This window comes from Flavobacterium sp. CAN_S2 (assembly GCF_015752255.1).
In the GTDB taxonomy this organism is placed as follows: domain Bacteria; phylum Bacteroidota; class Bacteroidia; order Flavobacteriales; family Flavobacteriaceae; genus Flavobacterium.
In genome coordinates this window covers 389,884-408,103 of sequence record NZ_JADOVA010000004.1, presented here as the reverse complement: position 1 = coordinate 408,103, position 18,220 = coordinate 389,884, and the positions used below count along the sequence as shown (strand labels likewise).

The following is an 18,220-nucleotide window of genomic DNA, read 5'->3' as shown; positions in this document are numbered from 1 at the left end:
ATTATTGGATTTCAATTTAATTATAATACTGTTTTCCTCTGATGTTACCGTGAATAGGGAGTTCTTGCTGGGGTTCTTGGTCAAAATCAATATGATCTAAGTTGTTTTCTAAAATATTTTGAATGGTCTTAAAATTGTAAATCTTATAATCAAGTGCCCGCCTGCAGGCATTTATTAATCGCTCTTTCCCTACCTTTTTCTCGAAGCCCAGTATTCCTAAACAACTCTTATAAGCCTGTTCAGGTTGGTTTCTACTTTCGATGATCTGCATAATATATTCTGTTACTGACTCATCAATGCTACTTGCCCAATCAATAAATCGAATAGGACTCCACTGGGCTACAAATTGATGTGTACTGGCTAAATGCTCTGGGATTGTGGTATAGATATAAGGTTTGTAATTCCTTGGATGAATGGCTATTCGATTGTATTTATAGTATATCTCTACAGTTGATTTGGTATACAATAGTTTCACTTTTTTCTTTATATATTGATACGGAACACTGTAATAATTTTTGTCTTGACTTAATTGAACATGTCCGTTTTGCATGACTGTTGCAAAGGATTGGTATTTAATTTCAAAGCGTTCTTGTGGTAGTGGACGGAGTTTTTGTTGCTCATCTTCTAAAAATAATTCTACACGAGAGTAAGGACGTCCTGTGAGTTTTCGACTATTATGGGCATCTAATAAATCCCATATCTGCTGGTTTAATTCTTCCAGAGAAAAGAATTTAGTTTCTTTAAGATTTACATAAATCCTTCGATATAATATCTTGACAGCTCCTTCAACCAATGACTTATCTCTTGGTTTATAAGCCCTGGCAGGCAAGATTGTAGTTTGGTAATGCTCGGCTAAATCCGCTAAAGTTTCATTGATAGTAGGTTCAAAACGACTGCTTTTTATCACTGCCGATTTTAAATTATCCGGGACAATTGCCGCAGGAGTGCCTTCAAAAAAACGCATAGCATTTTCTACCGATGTAACAAAATCTTCCTTTTGTTGGCTCATGGAAGCTTCGGCATAGGTGTATTGACTGGCTCCCAATATAGCTACAAAAAACTGTACTTCTTTGATTTCTCCCGTGTCTTTATCAATGATGGAGAGTGTTTTTCCAGCATAATCCACATACATTTTATCACCCGCTTTGTGATTCATGTGCATCACTGGATTGACTCGTTTACCCCATGTTTTGTAATGATGGCCAAATTGTGAACTCCTGTAGCCATCAGGGTTTACGGCAATATATTGCTCCCACATATGTTGTACGGTAACGCCAACTTTTTTTAGTTCCCGTTCCATTATAGGAAAAAAATCATGAAGTTTCTGCAACTTGGGACTAATGGATTCCACTGTAGTGTGTGAAAACAAAAGTTCTAACTCGGCATCTGTTTTTTCGTTAATTACTTCAAAACTTAATCCTAGCACTTCAAATAAGGAAATATACTTCTTTACCGTATTTATAGAAAGAGATAAGTACTTACTTATGAATAACTTACTTTTCCCGTTACAGTAGAATTTAATTGCTTTTCTAATTTTACTCATGTCTGTTATTTTATTTGCCATAATCCGTATTTTTTTAACGAATGTATGTTTTAACAACATGAAAAAGTCAGTAGTTTTTAATGCTCAATTTTACCCCAAAATCAGGTGGTCAATTTGAACTGGAAAGTGGTGGTCAGTTTGCTCCGAAACTGGTGGTCAATTTGCACTGGAATAGGGTGGTCAATTTGACCGGTTTTTCCATCATGAGCATAAAAAGGTAGGGTTTAGGAAAACCAAGTTTTTTGAGAAAAATACAACCCGCATGGGTGGAGATTTTATTCAAAACCTCAAAGGGCCTGACCTTGGTTATCCGTTAAGAGCCCGTAAATACCTTTGCTCCTGAAAAAAAGAACCAAGCATCCGTGCTCCTCACCAAATGAAATAGGAAGAAAGGAAGTTAAATGAGATAAAAAGGTGAAAAAAAAATAGCTAGAATAATTGATTGAATTTTTAATCCGTCAAATATTTGTTTTGAAGATATTGGATTCCATATAAGGACAAATAGTACCATGAGAAAGACATTTTCTCTAATAAGATTGTATCATTTTTAGATTGCATGCCATATTAATCACTGGGGAGGATATTCATGATTTATAAGGAGTAATATGAGCCGAAAATAAAAATACTAAACTAGAGACTATACCGATAGAAAAGGTGATGCACGTTAGAATGGAAAAGTATAGAACATCAAACTAATACTTATCAGGGTGAGATTTACCAATAAGGAAAATTGCAAAAAAAACTCTCGGCAAAATTACAAAATACTATCGCTGAGGGTTTTCTTCAACCCGAGGATGATTCGTTTGTTTAAGGCTCGTTTTTGAAAGTATTTTTGAAGTTGCCTCTACTATAGATTAATTGCCAAGAGGTGATGAACAGCCAATCATAGCCAAGAATCTCCTTTTAAAGCCGAAGATTGATTATTTCTGTATCATTCTAATAATTTAGTAGTTGTACCGATTAAAAAAAAGAAATCAAAAAAGCAGAATTTATTTTTTGGTAAATGAAAATATGCGACAGTCAAATTTTAAAAAAAATGTTATGGAAGAAATTATAACAAAAGAAGATTTAAGGCAGTTTGGTCTGCAATTATTAGATAAAATGCGCATTATAGTTCAAGAGACCACTCCTGCGCAAACGGAATTAGTACAGCCAGAATGGCTCAAAAGTAAGGCTGTCAAAAAGCTGCTGGATATCTCTGCAGGTTCAGTGCAGAATCTCAGAGTGACACAGAAAGTGCGATTTAAAAAAGTTCTGGGTTCGTATTATTACAATAAAGAAGATCTTCAGAAACTTTTCAATGATGAATCAGACAAATAAACCAAGTGAAGACCAAATCATGAACTATTTATCCATTTGTATGGACGATCCAAGGCTTAATGTTTGGCATCTGGCCATTTTAGCGGCAATTCTAAATTTAGGTTACAGGCAGAGACAATGGCAGAGAATCAAAGTTAGTCGTAGTAAAATAATGGTATTGTCGCACATAAATACACTACCAACATACCATAAATACTTTAAACAGCTTCAAGATTTTGGATATTTCAAGTACAGCCCCTCATACCATCCAGACTATAGGAGTGAAGTTGAACTACATGAAAAAAGGTTATCTCATAACTAGTGAGATAACCTCTTTGTTTTAGTATTTATTTTTTTTCCATATATGAATTAAGATGAGGGTATATTGTATTTTTCCTTAATTGTTTTTATATCTTTTTCTAATCTTGAAAGTACAGCCAAATCTACTTTGGACATCTTAAAGGACGTTTTAGACAGTCGTTTATTGAGCAGTGACATTTCGCGTCCAATGGTTACCTGTTCTGTAATGGCATAGGCTTCCGTCTGTTTAACAGACGCATGGCCTAGCATTTCTTTAACTACATTAATGGGGACATTATTGTTTAATGTAACTGTACTTCCAAAGGTTCGACGTGCCATATGTGTATTTAATGTGAAGGGAAAACCGCATAGAGTCGCAATCTCTTTAAGATACTCGTTCATTTTCTGGTTGGAAGAAACTGGTAAAACTGTGCCACGCTGTAAGCACAGAGGGTGTTCTTTATATTTTTTAATTATTTTGAGTGCTTGAGGCAATATTGGGACATTGGTAGGAGAACCCGTTTTTTGTCTTTCAGACATTATCCAAGAATTCCCGTCAATACCATCTTTGATATCGGTTTTTTTTAATTGATATGCGTCGATATAAGCCAATCCCGTGTAACATTGGAATACAAATACATCTCTGACGACATTAAGTCTTTCTGTGGTAAAATAATGCCTTTCCAATTCATACAGTTCTTGTGTGGAAAGAGGTTTCTTAACTATTTTAGTTTTTCGGCTTTTAAAGTTTTTAAAAGGGTCTTTTAGGATGACTTCCTTATCGATTGCACGAATGACAATTTTTTTGAAATTAGCAATGTATTTAAGCGTGGTATTATTGCTGCAATTTCGAACTGTTCTCAGGTAAAACTCAAAGTCTTTAATAAATTCAAGATTTAGATCTGTAAATTCAATATCATCAGCATTAAATTTAAATCGAATAAATGACCTTAAATGATTTATCGTAATGGTAAAACGATCAAGAGTTCCTTTAGCATATCCTTTTCCCAGTAAGGCAGTCATTTCATCATTATGTTTTTGAAATTCTTCCAGTACTTTAACCCTTGGAGTAACGTTTCCTAATATGTAATCCATGATCTTTTGGGAAGTTATTGGTTTTCCGCTGTACATGATGTCGGTCTTGTATTCATTGATTTTTAAAATCAGTGAATCCAGAAAAAAGTTAAGGGATCTCGCATCTTCTTTGGTGCCGATAGCCCTTTCGGTTTTCTGGTCCCAGCGGGCGCTGTCCCATTTTCGTTTGGTGGATGTTTCCTTAGGGATTCCATCGACAGTTATTCTAAGATAAACTGTTCTAATTTTACTTTCATTGCGGGGGATTTTCAAAAAGAAAACCAACCCAAAGCTGCTCTCTAACATAATTCAACTTTTTAGATTAATAAATGTAGAATTATAGCATCAAAAAAACGAGTCGTTAACCTCGTTAACCTCTGTATTTACTAGTGTTTAAGTGGTATTCTGTGGCACATTTTACGAACACGGTAATGTGCCACGATTTTGCCATAGAAACTTTGAGCATTTTTATAAATATTGAAAAGTGCTTTAAAATAAAAAAACCTGCGAATCCTTGGATTTGCAGGTTTTACCACGTTTTTTGCGGGCTTTTGAAAAGATTGAAAAAGTTGCCTTTTTGCTTCTTTTACCCTTTTGGTGGGGAGAGCAGGATTCGAACCTGCGAAGTTTGCACAGCAGATTTACAGTCTGCCCTCGTTGGCCGCTTGAGTATCTCCCCAAGACTTAACAAGCATTGCTTGTTGTGCTAACCGGGTGCAAATATAAAAACTGTTTTGATGTTTCCAAACTAAATTTGCACTTAATTTCACTATTATTTTTAATGCCTTGGTATTGAATAAAATAAAAAAATCTCCACTAGGGAGATTTTTTTATTTTGTATCGAAGTAGGTCTTTATTTTGCTAAAAGCTCTAGAATTTTAGCTCTAAGCGCTTCACCTCGTAAATCTTTTGCGACTACATTTCCTGAAGCATCAAGAATAAAAGTTGCCGGAATAGATTCTACTTTATACTGTGCTGCGATTGGCTCATCCCAAAATTTTAAATTTGAAACTTGATTCCAGGTCAGTTTATCTTTTGCAATGGCGTCTTTCCAAGCTTTAGCATCTTTATCTAAAGATACTCCAATAATATTAAGACCTTTTCCGTGTAACTCTTTGTAAAGAGCAACAACATTCGGGTTTTCTTGACGACATGGTCCACACCACGAAGCCCAAAAATCAACTATTGTTACTTTACCTAAACTTTCTTTCAGAGAAATTATTTTCCCTTGAGGATTAGGACCTGAAAAATCTGCTCTTCATTTAGCTTCTCCAGCAGGAGCAGGAGCAGCGCCTACAGCAGCAGGTGCCTTCATTTCAGCAAGTTTAGTTTTAATTGCTATACCTGGCTTAGTTTTTTTCAATGACTCATCTAAACCGTTGTACAATTTTTCAGATTTTGCTAAATCAGCCGTTGGATCGTTTAACATACCTTGAATAATCAAAGCAGTAATAAATGATTTTGGGTGTGTTTCAGCATAAGCAACGTATTTTGCTTTCGAAGCTACACCAACTTCTTCTTGAATTTTAGAAAATTCTTGCATCAATCCATTGATTACAACAGTATCTTTAGCCTGTTGAGCAGCATTCATTGCTTGCATGTTTTTAGTTTGGAAATCCATAAGTTTCTTTTGAACTTTAGTAATTTCTGCATTGAAAGTTGCATACTCATCATTATTATAAGTACCTGAAACTTTTGATTTTTGAATGCTATCTTTATCAATGGCAATAGTTACCTCACCATTTTCTAATATGAAAGGTATTTTAGCTTGTGCTCCTTCTAATTGAATGGTGTAGAAAGCAGGCTCTGTAATATTTCCTTTCATTTCAAATTTACCGTTTTCAACTTTTACAGTATCTTTTGGTAACATCATTCCGGTTGCATCTTGTGTTTCTAAGATAATCGTTTTACCATTGTCAATTCCTGTTGCAGTACCTGAAATAAGGTATTCATCTTTGCCAACTTTGTTACAAGAAATTAAAACAACAGCAGCCGAAAGTAATAAAATTATTTTTTTCATTATTAATTAGTTAATTGAGTTAAGTCTGCAAAAGTATTTAAAAAATATAAAATACAAATAATTTTAGAACCTAAATTTTTGTTATAATTTGGTAATAATTATGTATTGTTTTGAGTTGATTATGAAACAAATTCCCTTCATTATTAGAAGCTTTGGCTGATAGCGAAATTTAATACTATTTAAAAAGTCAAGAGGTTTATGGATTACACCAAACAAGACTCGGAAAAAGGATTTTTGAATCGTATTCGAAATAGGATTTTTATTTAAAAAAATCGAAACTTATTATGTACAGTAGCGGAATTGTTTGTTGCTTATAAAAGTGAATTTACAGCTTAAGGATTTTAATGCCAAGAAATGATTTACAGCTAAATTACGCTGTTTTAGTTGTGTCTAATGATAACGGATTCAGCATGTTCCATTTCATTTTCTGTAATTCTAATGTCTAAGTTTATATCCCTAAGTTCTTTGTGTAGAATTGCGCAAGATGCATTTGATTGTAAATTAAAATCAATTTGGTTTCTTTTCTTTTGAAGGATATCAAGTGTTTCTTTTGCCTTTTTATATTGAGATTTGTACCGAACGCAAAAGTCTTCCATGATTTATATTAGTTTGTGAATTTTAGGTTTGCTAAAGTACACAAAACAAGTTTAGTACACAACATGACTTATCCAATTAATCACTATGGTTCTTTTAAATACAGACTTAACAAATGGAATTAAACAAAAAAAGCATCCTTATTAGGATGCTTAAGTATTTTATCTGTTGAAAATTAATCTTGATTGATAGTTTTTCTCCAAGTAAATGAATTCAAAATGTGTCTTTTTGCAAATCTTCCAGGAGAATCAGCGTTGACCATTTTTACATACGTTGCTTTAGGAACACTGATGTATTCGTAAACACTACCGTTAGAAAAATTAATTATTAATCTTCCTTCAACAAATTTATAATCTGTAATTGTTGATGTAGAAATTGTTTCAGTATATTCTGGTAAGTTTGCTTTTATAGTCTCAGGATTGATGCTCACTAAAAAGTGGTAAGCTTCAATAATTTTCTTACTATTTTCTTCTGCAGCTTTCAATCCATCCTCGTCACCTGAAAATTTATCAGGATGTGATTCTTTCATCGCATTGCGATAAATTGTTTTCAAATCTTTTAGCTCTGCAGTTTTGTCTACATTTAGCAGTTTGCGGTATTCAACTATTTTTTTCATAAATAAGGTAACTACTTGTCTTTTACTATAAAATCAATATAATTTGATTTCAAAATCGACAATTTTTTGCAAAGGTACACTTTTTTTTATTTTTTTGGTTTCAGACCAATAAATTTTCATAAAAAAGTACTTTCTAATGTTCTTATTTGAATATTTTAGAAGTCAAAAACAGCTATTGTTGCGGCTTATTATTTGCTTTGTCGAAGTTTTTTGATTTTTTTGGATATTTGTTATAGCTGATATCGCTTGGGTTTTCTATGATTGATTTAATAGTGATCCAATCTCCAACTGCGTGTTTTTGAGCCATTTTATAGTCTAAAAGATATGCACCACAAAAAAAGTTGTTATTTTCATCTTTTTCCATAATTCCGGTGAAAACACCTTTTTGTAACATTCTTTCTTCAGAAGCTTTAGTCATAATCCGTTTATTTTAATAATTCCATTTGGCAAAGTTAATCAAATATTGTTTGTCTTGCTACGAATTGGGCTTTCTGATTACCTTTGTAACATGGAAAAAATTTTTCGACCAAACCCTAATTCGTTCAAGAATACGTTCTGTGTTTTTAATGAAGTGGCTATTGAGTCTATAAATGGATTGAAAATCCAGTACGACAGTAAATCTGGAAGTAAATATTACTACACTAAAACAGGTATGTATCGCTTGTCAAATCATTGGGGTCGCTTGGCAAATAGTAAATGGCGTTTAGAACCTTTGGAACCTGAAACTATTTCTAAAATTAAACTGGGTTTTGCCTCGTGGGAAAATTTTTATCCAGATAATGCTGTTGAAGAACTTTATTATTTAGAAGCAAATTTCCAAAACAAAACGGTCAATTACCAACACAAGAATAATCCTAATTACGATAAAAAGGCAATTTTAAGAACCAGTTTTGAAACCACTAAACGTATTAAACAAATTCGGAATCTATTCAGTCTTACTTCTTGGGCCAAGTATTTTGAATATGATGACATAGATGATTTGAGGAAAAAAATCATCCATGAACTAATTTTCACCAATAAAACTTTGGAGGAAATAAAAAAAGAATTCATCTGAGATTTCTAATTTCTGTCTCTTTGCGATTCAAAATTCAGCTTAAACTTTTAATCATTAGAAGCAATTAATACCAAATCGTTTACTGTAACTGGTTTAGATAAATAACCTAAAATATTTTCGTACGATTTTGATTTGTTTTTATCTTCTATCGCAATGGAAGAGCTTACAATATATACGACTATTTCTTTAGGAAATTTAGGTTTGATCATTCCCATTTCTTCCATGAATTCCCAACCGTCCATTATTGGCATATTGATATCCAATAAAATTATATCCGGAAGGTGTTCGTTATTTTCTAAAGCATTATGCAAGTCATCAATAGCGTCTTTTCCATTTTTGAAAGAGGAAATCGCTGAAAACATTTCGGATCTTTGAATTATTTTATTAACGATGATTTGGTAAATTGCATCATCGTCTACTATCCAGATTGCTTTTTTTGTCATTGAATATAGATTTTAAATGTAGTGCCAATATTGGGTTCACTTTCTACAGTAATATTTCCTCCCATTGCATCAATTTGATTTTTGGTAATAAATAATCCAATTCCTTTTGAATCGGAATTGTTTGTAAATGTTTTATACATACCAAAAATTTTATCCGCATTTCTGACAAGGTCAATTCCTATGCCGTTATCCGAAATTTGTAGAACTTTCATATCGTTTTCTACAAGTAGTTTAATTTTTATAATTGGTTTGCGTGACGGATGTCTGTATCTTATAGAATTTGAAATGATATTATAAAGAATGCTTTCCAGGTAAGCAGGATTGTAATTAACCATTGCTTCATTGGGTATTTCTGTTAAAATGGTTACTTCATTGGTTGTGATTTGTTCCGAAAGTACATTTCTTACCGTAGTAATATAATCCTCTAAATTTAAAGGTTCGGATACTAAACCAATGTTTGTTCTAATGTTGATGACCTCGTTTAAATGAAGCATGGTTTCGTTTAGTGAACAAGAAACTGTTTTCAATAATTCCATCATTTGTTCTCTTTCTTCTTCGGTTTCCGATGATTCAATCAAAGCTACAATAGAGGCAATGTTACTGGTGTGTGATCTTAAATTATGAGAAACAATATAGGAGAAGTTTAACAATCTTTTGTTTTGTTCAGTAACCAGGTTGAAAGATTTGTGTAGTTCCTTTTCAGCTTCTTTTGTTTTACTGATATCAATCATTATACCTCGTAAACTTTTTGCTTTACCATTTTCAATTACAATATTTACAATATCTCTAAGCCAAACAATCGAACCATTTTTTGCAACCATTCGGTATTCAAAATCATGATCTAAAACATCATTTGTCTTTATTTTGCAATAATCCTGAACCCATTTGCTATCTTCTGAATAGATGTGATCACGCCAAAATGTTGGATTTCCAAGCCATTCTTCTGGAGTGTATCCCAAAATATTCTCTACTTTTTGACTGATAAAATTAAAATTAAAAGTAGCTGCGTCGCATTCCCAAACAATCCCGTCAATAGTATTTATAAGCGATTCGACTCTTTGTTGCGAATTGAAAATTATTTTTTCTGAGTATTTACGTTCAGTAATATCTTCCGTGGAAATGATGATTCGTTCTAATGATTTTTCGTAACCACGAATCACATTCCATCGTAAATTCACATCTCGATATTCTCCTTCACTATTTTTTATTCTGGTGTCAACAATCAATTTTTTTTCACCTTGGGTCACGGCAATCAGTTGTTTTGTGAAATCGGGAATAGAATCTTTATCAATTATTTGCGCAAGACCTAAAATTAATTCATTTTTTGTTTTGACTTTATGAAGGTCCAAGCACATCGTATTGACATCAATGATTTTTACCAAGGAAATGCATTTTTCAACAACATCAGGATGCATTTTGAAATAAAGAGCAACATTTTCAATACTTTCACCGATAAGTTTTAAGTCTTGTAAATAATTTTTTACTTCTGAGAAATCTTCTTCCCATAAAGGAATAGGAGAGTCCTCAAATAAACTTTTGAATCTAATTTCACTTTTTTTGATTAATTTTTCACTTTCTTTTTTTGCTGAAATATCTTCAACAATGGAAATGTGAGTGGTTACTTTTTTATCGTTTTTAAAAAGCGGTGATACGGTAAGATTTACCCAAACAATACCGCCTGATTTTGTGTAATACCGTTTCTCCATAGAATACTCATTGATTTTTCCATCCCTAAGTTTTTCTAAGTTCATTAAATCCTCCTCTAAATCTTCTGGGTGCGTCACGGATTGAAAATTCCTCTCTTTCATTTCTTGTTGAGAGTATCCTAGTAATTGACAATATTGATTATTGATTTCAATAAAATTACCTGTAAACGAGTCTATGTGTGCAATTCCAACTGCTGCCTGATCAAATATGGCTTGGAATTTTATTTCAGAATTCAATAATTTAGTGGCTTGAGTATTTACTAAAGATTGTAACTCTTCAGGTATTTTTAAAAGTGTAAATATTAAAACTCCAAAGAGTGCCGCAAGAATAATTCCTATAATTCCAGGAATTACAATTTGATAATACAAATAATTTTTGTTTTTTGATATTAAATATAACTTCCAATTACCATCTGGTATAGGAGTACTAATGCTATATTTTTTTGAAAAATCAGTTTTATTAGGTAGATAGAAAATCTCTTTTTGTTTCTCAATATCATATTTTGAAAACTGGAAATAGTACTTTGAATCATCTACATTATTGATGCCTGAAGCTTTTAAAAAAGTTTCTAATTTTATAATTACAGCAGAAAATCCCCAGAATTTATTGTTTTGAAAAACAGGAAATCTTCCTACAATTCCCACTCCGCCTTGCTTTAATTCTAGGGGTCCTGCGAAATACATCTTTTTGTCAGCGATTGACTTTAAAGCTTCTTTTCTTAAGTTCGGAGCAGTTAAAATATTTAAATTTAAAGCCGGTTCGTTACCATTTAATGGATAAATATATTTAATTACCCCACTTGGAACTAGTTGGACAGCGCTGATATTGGAATTTGATTCCATTAGTTTTTCACTTACATAGTCAAAATTTTCAGGAATGCCTTTGTCGTTGATTGTTAGTGCCAGTGTTAAAGTGGTGGTGTAACAGTTTTTTAGGGCTTGTTCTATATTCTGATGAACAACATTCAATATGTTATTCATTTCCCGTTGTTCATCTTCTTTTATTAGTTTGTACTGCTGTGAGACTATAAAGGCTGCTACATAACTCAAGAAGAGAAACGTTATAAAGCCAGTTGTTTTTGGCCTTTCTAAGAACCATCTGATGAATGTAGTTTGTTTTTTGTCAGACTTCATGTATTGTTTTAGTAGGTTTGGGAAAGGCATGGTTAATAAAATAAATATATAAAAAAATATAATAGGAGCATAATATTTTATTAATTTTAGTATTATTCTTAAATTATTTTGGTCTAAAATATATTTTTCTAATTTACAGATTGTTGTACTGATGAAAAATCATAAAGTAGCTTCAAATTGAGTCTGAATTTTTTTATTTTAATCTACAATTCTTTAGAGATCTGCAACTAGTGTCTGTAATTAGTGTCATTACAAGTAAACAATCAAACTAAAAACAATTTTAGTTTAATAATAAAACCGAACTTTGCAATAGTTTTGATTCAACGGACAGATTTGATTATTTAAAAGTAAACACATGAGCAGAAATAACGAAAGAAATATCAAAAAGCATAATGATAAGTTGCACAAAGCACAAGATAAAGCCAAACAAGCCGTGCTTTTGCGCAAGGAAAAACTAAAACAAATCACTAAAAAATTCAATGAAGATAAGGCTTCAGAAGAATAAAATATAAACTCATATTATGGAAAAAAATAGATTTGACGAAGTAAAAAGTGGTGTTCAGGAAATAATTGATTTTATTGCACAGAAAAATGCCAAAGAAGCCAATAATAAATTAGCGGAAGTTAGCGAGGAATTGGATGAATTACTCGATTTTGCAGAGGAAGATGAAGATCTAATGGAAATAAGCCGTTATCAAGTATTATTGAATCAGCTGCATCAACGAATAGTAGGACTTAATGGTCAGGCAACAGAATCTCTTTAAACGATTATTATCAAAAAATAATGACAAATAAGTGTTATTGTGGTTACCATAAAATTTTTCAGGATTGTTGTGAACCAATTATAAAAGGCATTCAGAAAGCGCCGACGGCTGAATCCTTAATGCGTTCCCGATATTCGGCTTATGCAACTCATCAAGCCGATTATTTGTTGGAAACCACACATATTTCAGAACGTAAATACTATTCGAAATCCGACATTCTAAATTGGGCAACTTCAAATCAATGGCTTCAATTAGAGATTATAAATGCTACAGAAAATACAGTGGAATTCAAAGCTTATTTTTTGGACAGCAAACTTCAAAAACAAATTCATCATGAACTTTCGACTTTCAAACTCGAAAATGGAAGTTGGTTCTATGTAGATGGACAATTTTTTAATTAGCTTCAGTATTTTTTTTTACAGTATTGGTTTTAACTAAAAATTAATAAACGTTTGTACAGAGTACATTTTTTATTAATGTAATTTTATTGTCTATGAAAAATGACAATAAAAAAGGATTTTATTTCAAGCAATATGAAGCGCCATTTCAATCTCCGTTTGATAAACTCTTTGGTATTTTCAAAGAGTTAATTACGCATACTTCTGGAGATTTTGATGAAGCAATCGATTGGTTGCGAGAATTAGATAAAGAATATAAGCTCACCGATGAACAGTACACAATCGATGATTTTATAGAAGATTTAAAGAAAAAAGGATATATCCGCGACGAACTCAAAGAGGATGGAACTTCGGGAATTGGAATTACTGCCAAGACGGAGCGCGCTATTCGACAGCAAGCTTTAGATAACATTTTTGGTAATCTAAAACGTTCCGGAAGCGGGAATCACAAAACTAAACATTCCGGAAACGGTGACGAACATACCGGTGAATTTCGGGAGTTTCATTTTGGTGACGGTCTCGAACGAATTTCATTGACCGAAAGTTTACGCAACGCCCAAATCAATAATGGAGTAGCGGATTTTATGTTGACCGAAAATGATTTGGTTGTCGAAGAAACACAGTATAAATCTCAGATGAGTACCGTTTTGATGATTGATATCAGTCACAGTATGATTTTGTACGGAGAAGATAGAATAACTCCTGCTAAAAAAGTGGCAATGGCTCTTGCTGAATTGATTACGACACGTTATCCAAAAGACACGTTAGATATTTTAGTTTTTGGGAATGATGCTTGGACGATTGCAATTCGGGATTTACCGTATTTAAAAGTGGGTCCTTATCATACGAATACGGTTGCTGGTTTACAATTGGCCATGGATATTTTGCGTCGAAAACGAAATACCAACAAACAAATTTTCATGATTACCGATGGAAAACCAAGTTGTGTCCGCGAAAAAGACGGTTCCTATTATATGAATAGTAACGGACTCGACGAATACATTGTGGATAAATGCTACAATCAGGCACAACAAGCTCGAAAATTGCACATTCCAATCACTACTTTTATGATTGCAAATGATCCGTATCTGCAAAAATTTGTAAATAAATTCACGGAATCAAACCAAGGAAAAGCATTTTATACCGGATTAAAAGGACTGGGCGAAATGATTTTTGAAGATTATGAAACTAATCGAAAAAAGAGAATTAAATAAGTGATCAGTATTCAGATTTTAGTGTTCAGTTGATCCCATAAATAACAATAAAGTAAAAAAATGAAAATAGAAAATATAAAAACACTCGGAGAATTAAAAAAATCAGGTTACGAAAGCAAAAGCATTAAAGATGAATTACGTTCTAATCTTAGAGAAAAAATAAAATCTGGAAAACCAACATTTGATGGCGTTCACGGTTTTGAAAATACGGTAATTCCTGAATTGGAACGCGCTATTTTATCACGCCACAACATCAATTTGTTGGGGCTTCGTGGTCAAGCCAAAACCAGATTGGCACGCAAAATGATTGAATTGTTAGACGAGTACATTCCATTTGTGACGGGTTCCGAAATTAATGATGATCCGTTGCAACCGATTTCACGTTTTGCAAAAGATATTATTGAAACTAAAGGCGATGAAACTCCAATTTCTTGGTTGCACAGAAGCGACCGTTTTTTCGAAAAATTAGCTACACCGGATGTTACCGTTGCAGATTTAATTGGAGATGTCGATCCAATAAAAGCAGCCAATTTAAAACTGTCCTATGCAGATGATCGTGTGATACATTTTGGGATGATTCCAAGAGCGAATCGTTGTATTTTTGTAATCAATGAATTACCTGATTTACAAGCGAGAATCCAAGTAGCATTGTTTAATATTTTGCAGGAAGGCGATATTCAAATTCGTGGTTTTAAGTTGAGAATGCCACTTGATATGCAATTTGTTTTCACGGCAAATCCTGAAGACTATACGAATCGTGGTAGTATTGTAACACCATTAAAAGACAGAATAGGTTCTCAAATATTAACGCATTATCCGGAAACCATTAAAATTGCAAGAACCATTACGGAGCAGGAAGCAAAACTGGATGTAACGCAAAATGATATGGTTTATGTGCCTTCATTGGCAAGGGATTTATTGGAACAAATCAGTTTTGAAGCTAGAGAAAGTGAATATATTGATAACAAAAGTGGAGTGAGTGCGAGATTGAGCATTACTGCTTTCGAAAACTTATTAAGTACTGCAGAAAGAAGGGCTTTAAAGTCCGGAGCCGACAAAACAACTCTACGTTTATCTGATTTTATGGGAATTATTCCTGCCATAACCGGAAAAGTGGAATTGGTTTACGAAGGAGAGCAGGAGGGAGCTGCCGCTGTAGCGCAACATTTATTGGGCGATGCGATTCATACTTTCTTTCCTGCTTATTTTCCAAAAATTGAAAAATTAGAAAAAGAAGGCGTCAAAAATGCCTATACGGATATCATCGAATGGTTTTTTGCTGAAAGCGGTTTCGAATTATTAGATGATTGTTCTGATGAAGAATACGAAAGGATTTTGGGTAGTATTGTTCCGCTTGAAATTTTAATCAAGAAATACCAACCGCAACTGGAAAAAGAAGATAAATATTTCATGAAGGAATTTATTCTTTGGGGATTGGTTGAATACAAGAAACTAAGCAAAGACCGCTTTTCTGAAGGATATCAGTTCAAGGATATTTACGGAAGTTTTATTAGTAAACTATAAATAAGGAACTGTTTTTTACCAAAGAAAGTCATTTAAGAAATCAACACTTTGTAGTTTCTTAAATGACTTTTCTGTTTAAAATTGAAACTCTATTTTTATATTTTTCTCGCTAAAGCTATTTGTTTGGCATTTAATTTTTTATTTATTTCAGAATCAGTCTTTAACGATTTTTATTAGTCTACCTTGTCACGTTGGCGGTATTTTCAGTCAATGCAAAAGTCATGGAAAATAGCTTTGAGGATTTAATTGCCTCTTACATTGAAAATAAAGTAGGGATATCTGAACATTTTTTGAGTACCGATTTGGCGAACAATTTAAAACAAAATTTGATTGTTTTAAACCAAAAAAGTTTGCTAATGGAAGCTGGAATTGGCAACTCAGAGAAGGTTTCTTATGATGGCGCGATACGAAGTGATTCTATTTATTGGTTGGATAAAAAACACAACAATGCATTCGAAAATGAATTTTTTGCCCAAATAGAAGCCTTTATTATTTATTTAAATCAAAGTTGTTATACCGGAATAACGGGTTATGAGTTTCATTATTCGTTGTACGAGTCGGGTGATTTTTATTTAAAGCATTTGGATCAATTCAAAAATAATCCTAGCCGGAAATATTCAATGATTAGTTACCTGAATAGCAATTGGCAAGAAAGTGATGGTGGTGAATTACTGATTCATCAATTGGATAACAATCAAAAAATTTCGCCCACTCAAGGTAAAACTGTTTTCTTTAAAAGTGACGAATTAGTTCATGAAGTTTTGGTTACCCAAAATACTAGAATGAGTATCACAGGATGGTTGAAGAGTGATTGATTATTATGTTTCAAAACCAAAAAAAGGAAGTATATTTAGTGCTTTAAATACTTGATAATTAGATTTTAAATTTAAACATTTTCAAGATGTCATTAGCTAATATGTATGATAAAAATATCTTTTGTTTAGAGGGTGATTGGGAAACTGATTTGCGGAAAAAAAGCTCGGTGCAAAGCGCTTTACTGTTGTTAGAAGCTAATTTAGAAATTGACACAATTTATAAAACTTGTTCTACTTACGAAGAATTCTGTAAACGCATCTTCACGTTAACTAGCGACAAAAGAATTTATGGGAAATATTCCATTATTTATTTGGCTTTTCATGGAAGGAAAAACAAAATCCAAATAGGAGATGACCATTATACACTAGATCAGATAGGAAGTCAATTTGAAAATATGTTGCATGATAAAATTCTGCATTTTGGTAGTTGTAAAACTTTGTTCATCGAAGAAATAAAGGCCAAAGAATTTTTACAAAAAACAGGTGCTTTGGCTATTTCTGGCTATGCTAAGAACATTGATTTTATTTCAAGTACCGTATTTGACGTATTGTATTTTGAGATGTGTCAGAATTATGTTGAATTGGAAGCTATTGAAATAAATATGCTCAAGAACTATGAAGAACTCTGTCAGGCATTAGATTTTAAGATGTATTACAGGGATTGATAGTTAAATTTATAATGTTTCAGTTTCCCTTCATCCGCGTAACTATTTTTTGAAGTAAGCGCTTTCCATCTCTTTTACTTTTTGGAACTTCTATTGCTTTTAGTTTAGCTTTGTTTCTAATAAATTGATAGCTGAAAACAAATTCCGGGTTTTTTGGGTCGTCATTTAGCAGTCCAAAGCGCAAATCATTGAAGTATAAAGATTGATTTTTTTGAGAAATGATATACCAGCCTTCACTGGCTTTCTTCAGTTTTTCAAAATCCGAATTACAATTTAATTGCGATTCTAAATTTTTATTTTTGCTGTAAGCAGTAAAGGAAATGGGTTGTGTATCAAAAAGAGAATAGTCGCCTAATAAGTAATTCTCAGAAGTATCGACGTTAGCATTCCATAAAATGAGATTGAAAGCGGTGGGTTTTACGATAATTTCAGAATATTCTATTCCTTGTTTTAATAACGCTTTTTCAAATTGTTTCAAGGCGTATATTTTTATAAAACAGGACAAAAGCAAATAGGAACTACTGATGAATAATCCTCTGATGATGTATTTTTTACGAAGTATGGTGTCTTTTGTTTTCCAGACCATAATCAACGAAATTACTATCGGAATGGTGTATAGCGGATCAATTACAAAAATGGTTTTTAACGCAAACCGATAGTCCAATGGCCATAAAATTTGTGTGCCCCAAGAAGTAAACATATCCAATAAAACATGGGTAAATAAACACCAAAATGCCATGACAGTTGCCCGAACAAAGTTGATTTTGTCTCTTTCTGTTTTTGAAATAATCCAACCTAATAAAGGCGATATAAACAAAAATAGAAAAAGAGAATGACTGATACCACGATGAATCAGGACTGCATCTACTGGATTTAAAAATAATCCCACTACAACATCTAAATCGGGAATTGTGCCCAAAACTGCACCATATAAAACCGTTTTGTTTTTAAGTTTTTTGCCAGCGCATACTTCGGCAATTGCAATTCCTAAAGCGATTTGAGTAAAAGAATCCATAAGGCAAAAGTAGTGGAAATCATGGAATATAGTAATGACACT

The 18,220-nt window shown here is 32.7% G+C and carries 19 protein-coding genes, 1 tRNA gene and 1 pseudogene; 10 read left to right on the top strand and 11 right to left on the bottom strand.

Going from position 1 to position 18,220, the window contains the following annotated elements; all coding sequences use genetic code 11:
* Nucleotides 1–16 precede the first annotated feature (16 nt).
* Entirely contained in the window at nt 17–1,564 is a 1,548-nt protein-coding gene (gene istA, locus IWX80_RS13520) for an IS21 family transposase (RefSeq protein ID WP_196853891.1), read from the bottom strand.
* A 59-nt stretch (nt 1,565–1,623) separates the two neighbouring features.
* Between istA and IWX80_RS13515 the strand changes: the two genes are divergently transcribed.
* Entirely contained in the window at nt 1,624–1,764 is a 141-nt protein-coding gene (locus tag IWX80_RS13515) for a hypothetical protein (RefSeq protein WP_196853890.1), read from the top strand.
* Between the two features lie 820 nt (nt 1,765–2,584).
* Nucleotides 2,585–2,863, top strand: coding sequence for a DNA-binding protein (locus tag IWX80_RS13510; RefSeq protein WP_072944228.1), 279 nt, complete (start codon nt 2,585–2,587; stop codon nt 2,861–2,863).
* Nucleotides 2,864–3,211: 348 nt separating this feature from the next.
* Here the strand turns inward: IWX80_RS13510 and IWX80_RS13505 are convergent, their stop codons facing one another.
* The 7 genes and pseudogenes from IWX80_RS13505 to IWX80_RS13475 all read right to left on the bottom strand — a co-directional run bounded on the left by IWX80_RS13505 (nt 3,212) and on the right by IWX80_RS13475 (nt 7,864).
* On the bottom strand, nt 3,212–4,522 hold the full coding sequence (locus tag IWX80_RS13505; RefSeq protein ID WP_196853889.1) for a site-specific integrase: 1,311 nt from the start codon (nt 4,520–4,522) through the stop codon (nt 3,212–3,214).
* 289 nt (nt 4,523–4,811) lie between these two features.
* Nucleotides 4,812–4,895 (bottom strand) — tRNA-Tyr (locus IWX80_RS13500).
* A gap of 174 nt (nt 4,896–5,069) precedes the next feature.
* Nucleotides 5,070–5,456: pseudogene (locus tag IWX80_RS13495) on the bottom strand (TlpA family protein disulfide reductase); the annotation flags it as partial.
* 18 nt (nt 5,457–5,474) lie between these two features.
* Entirely contained in the window at nt 5,475–6,236 is a 762-nt protein-coding gene (locus tag IWX80_RS13490; RefSeq protein ID WP_196853888.1) for a DUF4369 domain-containing protein, read from the bottom strand.
* Nucleotides 6,237–6,616: 380 nt separating this feature from the next.
* Complete coding sequence (locus tag IWX80_RS13485) at nt 6,617–6,832, bottom strand: hypothetical protein (protein ID WP_196853887.1); 216 nt, start codon at nt 6,830–6,832, stop codon at nt 6,617–6,619.
* A 173-nt stretch (nt 6,833–7,005) separates the two neighbouring features.
* Complete coding sequence (locus tag IWX80_RS13480; RefSeq protein ID WP_113665865.1) at nt 7,006–7,446, bottom strand: KTSC domain-containing protein; 441 nt, start codon at nt 7,444–7,446, stop codon at nt 7,006–7,008.
* Nucleotides 7,447–7,618: 172 nt separating this feature from the next.
* The gene (locus tag IWX80_RS13475; protein WP_196853886.1) at nt 7,619–7,864 is read right to left on the bottom strand and encodes a hypothetical protein; all 246 of its coding nucleotides are present in this window, start codon (nt 7,862–7,864) and stop codon (nt 7,619–7,621) included.
* 90 nt (nt 7,865–7,954) lie between these two features.
* Here IWX80_RS13475 and IWX80_RS13470 point away from each other — a divergent pair, with 90 nt between their 5' ends.
* A complete protein-coding gene (locus tag IWX80_RS13470) occupies nt 7,955–8,500 on the top strand; it encodes a hypothetical protein (RefSeq protein ID WP_196853885.1) in 546 nt (181 codons plus the stop codon).
* 47 nt (nt 8,501–8,547) lie between these two features.
* Here IWX80_RS13470 and IWX80_RS13465 read toward each other — a convergent pair whose 3' ends face one another.
* Both IWX80_RS13465 and IWX80_RS13460 read right to left on the bottom strand, forming a co-directional pair.
* On the bottom strand, nt 8,548–8,943 hold the full coding sequence (locus IWX80_RS13465; protein ID WP_196853884.1) for a response regulator: 396 nt from the start codon (nt 8,941–8,943) through the stop codon (nt 8,548–8,550).
* On the bottom strand, nt 8,940–11,783 hold the full coding sequence (locus tag IWX80_RS13460) for a PAS domain S-box protein (protein WP_196853883.1): 2,844 nt from the start codon (nt 11,781–11,783) through the stop codon (nt 8,940–8,942). Before IWX80_RS13460 ends, IWX80_RS13465 begins: the two co-directional genes overlap by 4 nt.
* Before the next feature lie 355 nt (nt 11,784–12,138).
* On the opposite strand from IWX80_RS13460, the gene IWX80_RS13455 reads away from it, so the two are divergent.
* The 7 genes from IWX80_RS13455 (at nt 12,139) to IWX80_RS13425 (ending at nt 17,163) form a co-directional block, all read left to right on the top strand.
* On the top strand, nt 12,139–12,288 hold the full coding sequence (locus IWX80_RS13455; protein WP_165151136.1) for a hypothetical protein: 150 nt from the start codon (nt 12,139–12,141) through the stop codon (nt 12,286–12,288).
* Between the two features lie 16 nt (nt 12,289–12,304).
* Nucleotides 12,305–12,547 (top strand): hypothetical protein, encoded by a 243-nt coding sequence (locus IWX80_RS13450; RefSeq protein WP_196853882.1) that lies wholly within the window; start codon nt 12,305–12,307, stop codon nt 12,545–12,547.
* A 20-nt stretch (nt 12,548–12,567) separates the two neighbouring features.
* Nucleotides 12,568–12,948 carry a YchJ family protein gene (locus IWX80_RS13445; RefSeq protein WP_196853881.1) on the top strand — a complete coding sequence of 127 codons (381 nt, stop codon included), beginning with the start codon at nt 12,568–12,570 and terminating at the stop codon, nt 12,946–12,948.
* 92 nt (nt 12,949–13,040) lie between these two features.
* Nucleotides 13,041–14,159 carry a vWA domain-containing protein gene (locus IWX80_RS13440; protein WP_196853880.1) on the top strand — a complete coding sequence of 373 codons (1,119 nt, stop codon included), beginning with the start codon at nt 13,041–13,043 and terminating at the stop codon, nt 14,157–14,159.
* Nucleotides 14,160–14,219: 60 nt separating this feature from the next.
* Nucleotides 14,220–15,683 carry an AAA family ATPase gene (locus IWX80_RS13435; RefSeq protein WP_196853879.1) on the top strand — a complete coding sequence of 488 codons (1,464 nt, stop codon included), beginning with the start codon at nt 14,220–14,222 and terminating at the stop codon, nt 15,681–15,683.
* 221 nt (nt 15,684–15,904) lie between these two features.
* Nucleotides 15,905–16,498 carry a 2OG-Fe(II) oxygenase gene (locus IWX80_RS13430; protein ID WP_196853878.1) on the top strand — a complete coding sequence of 198 codons (594 nt, stop codon included), beginning with the start codon at nt 15,905–15,907 and terminating at the stop codon, nt 16,496–16,498.
* Nucleotides 16,499–16,584: 86 nt separating this feature from the next.
* Nucleotides 16,585–17,163 (top strand): DUF6642 family protein, encoded by a 579-nt coding sequence (locus IWX80_RS13425; RefSeq protein ID WP_196853877.1) that lies wholly within the window; start codon nt 16,585–16,587, stop codon nt 17,161–17,163.
* Nucleotides 17,164–17,182: 19 nt separating this feature from the next.
* Here the strand turns inward: IWX80_RS13425 and IWX80_RS13420 are convergent, their stop codons facing one another.
* Complete coding sequence (locus IWX80_RS13420; RefSeq protein WP_196853876.1) at nt 17,183–18,178, bottom strand: metal-dependent hydrolase; 996 nt, start codon at nt 18,176–18,178, stop codon at nt 17,183–17,185.
* Between the last annotated feature and the right edge of the window lie 42 nt (nt 18,179–18,220).

Bases quoted from the DNA above. Each gene is read 5' to 3' on its own strand.
- istA (WP_196853891.1), bottom strand. From the start codon at position 1,564: ATGGCAAATAAAATAACAGACATGAGTAAAATTAGAAAAGCAATTAAA.
- IWX80_RS13515 (WP_196853890.1), top strand. From the start codon at position 1,624: ATGCTCAATTTTACCCCAAAATCAGGTGGTCAATTTGAACTGGAAAGT.
- IWX80_RS13510 (WP_072944228.1), top strand. From the start codon at position 2,585: ATGGAAGAAATTATAACAAAAGAAGATTTAAGGCAGTTTGGTCTGCAA.
- IWX80_RS13505 (WP_196853889.1), bottom strand. From the start codon at position 4,522: ATGTTAGAGAGCAGCTTTGGGTTGGTTTTCTTTTTGAAAATCCCCCGC.
- IWX80_RS13490 (WP_196853888.1), bottom strand. From the start codon at position 6,236: ATGAAAAAAATAATTTTATTACTTTCGGCTGCTGTTGTTTTAATTTCT.
- IWX80_RS13485 (WP_196853887.1), bottom strand. From the start codon at position 6,832: ATGGAAGACTTTTGCGTTCGGTACAAATCTCAATATAAAAAGGCAAAA.
- IWX80_RS13480 (WP_113665865.1), bottom strand. From the start codon at position 7,446: ATGAAAAAAATAGTTGAATACCGCAAACTGCTAAATGTAGACAAAACT.
- IWX80_RS13475 (WP_196853886.1), bottom strand. From the start codon at position 7,864: ATGACTAAAGCTTCTGAAGAAAGAATGTTACAAAAAGGTGTTTTCACC.
- IWX80_RS13470 (WP_196853885.1), top strand. From the start codon at position 7,955: ATGGAAAAAATTTTTCGACCAAACCCTAATTCGTTCAAGAATACGTTC.
- IWX80_RS13465 (WP_196853884.1), bottom strand. From the start codon at position 8,943: ATGACAAAAAAAGCAATCTGGATAGTAGACGATGATGCAATTTACCAA.
- IWX80_RS13460 (WP_196853883.1), bottom strand. From the start codon at position 11,783: ATGAAGTCTGACAAAAAACAAACTACATTCATCAGATGGTTCTTAGAA.
- IWX80_RS13455 (WP_165151136.1), top strand. From the start codon at position 12,139: ATGAGCAGAAATAACGAAAGAAATATCAAAAAGCATAATGATAAGTTG.
- IWX80_RS13450 (WP_196853882.1), top strand. From the start codon at position 12,305: ATGGAAAAAAATAGATTTGACGAAGTAAAAAGTGGTGTTCAGGAAATA.
- IWX80_RS13445 (WP_196853881.1), top strand. From the start codon at position 12,568: ATGACAAATAAGTGTTATTGTGGTTACCATAAAATTTTTCAGGATTGT.
- IWX80_RS13440 (WP_196853880.1), top strand. From the start codon at position 13,041: ATGAAAAATGACAATAAAAAAGGATTTTATTTCAAGCAATATGAAGCG.
- IWX80_RS13435 (WP_196853879.1), top strand. From the start codon at position 14,220: ATGAAAATAGAAAATATAAAAACACTCGGAGAATTAAAAAAATCAGGT.
- IWX80_RS13430 (WP_196853878.1), top strand. From the start codon at position 15,905: ATGGAAAATAGCTTTGAGGATTTAATTGCCTCTTACATTGAAAATAAA.
- IWX80_RS13425 (WP_196853877.1), top strand. From the start codon at position 16,585: ATGTCATTAGCTAATATGTATGATAAAAATATCTTTTGTTTAGAGGGT.
- IWX80_RS13420 (WP_196853876.1), bottom strand. From the start codon at position 18,178: ATGGATTCTTTTACTCAAATCGCTTTAGGAATTGCAATTGCCGAAGTA.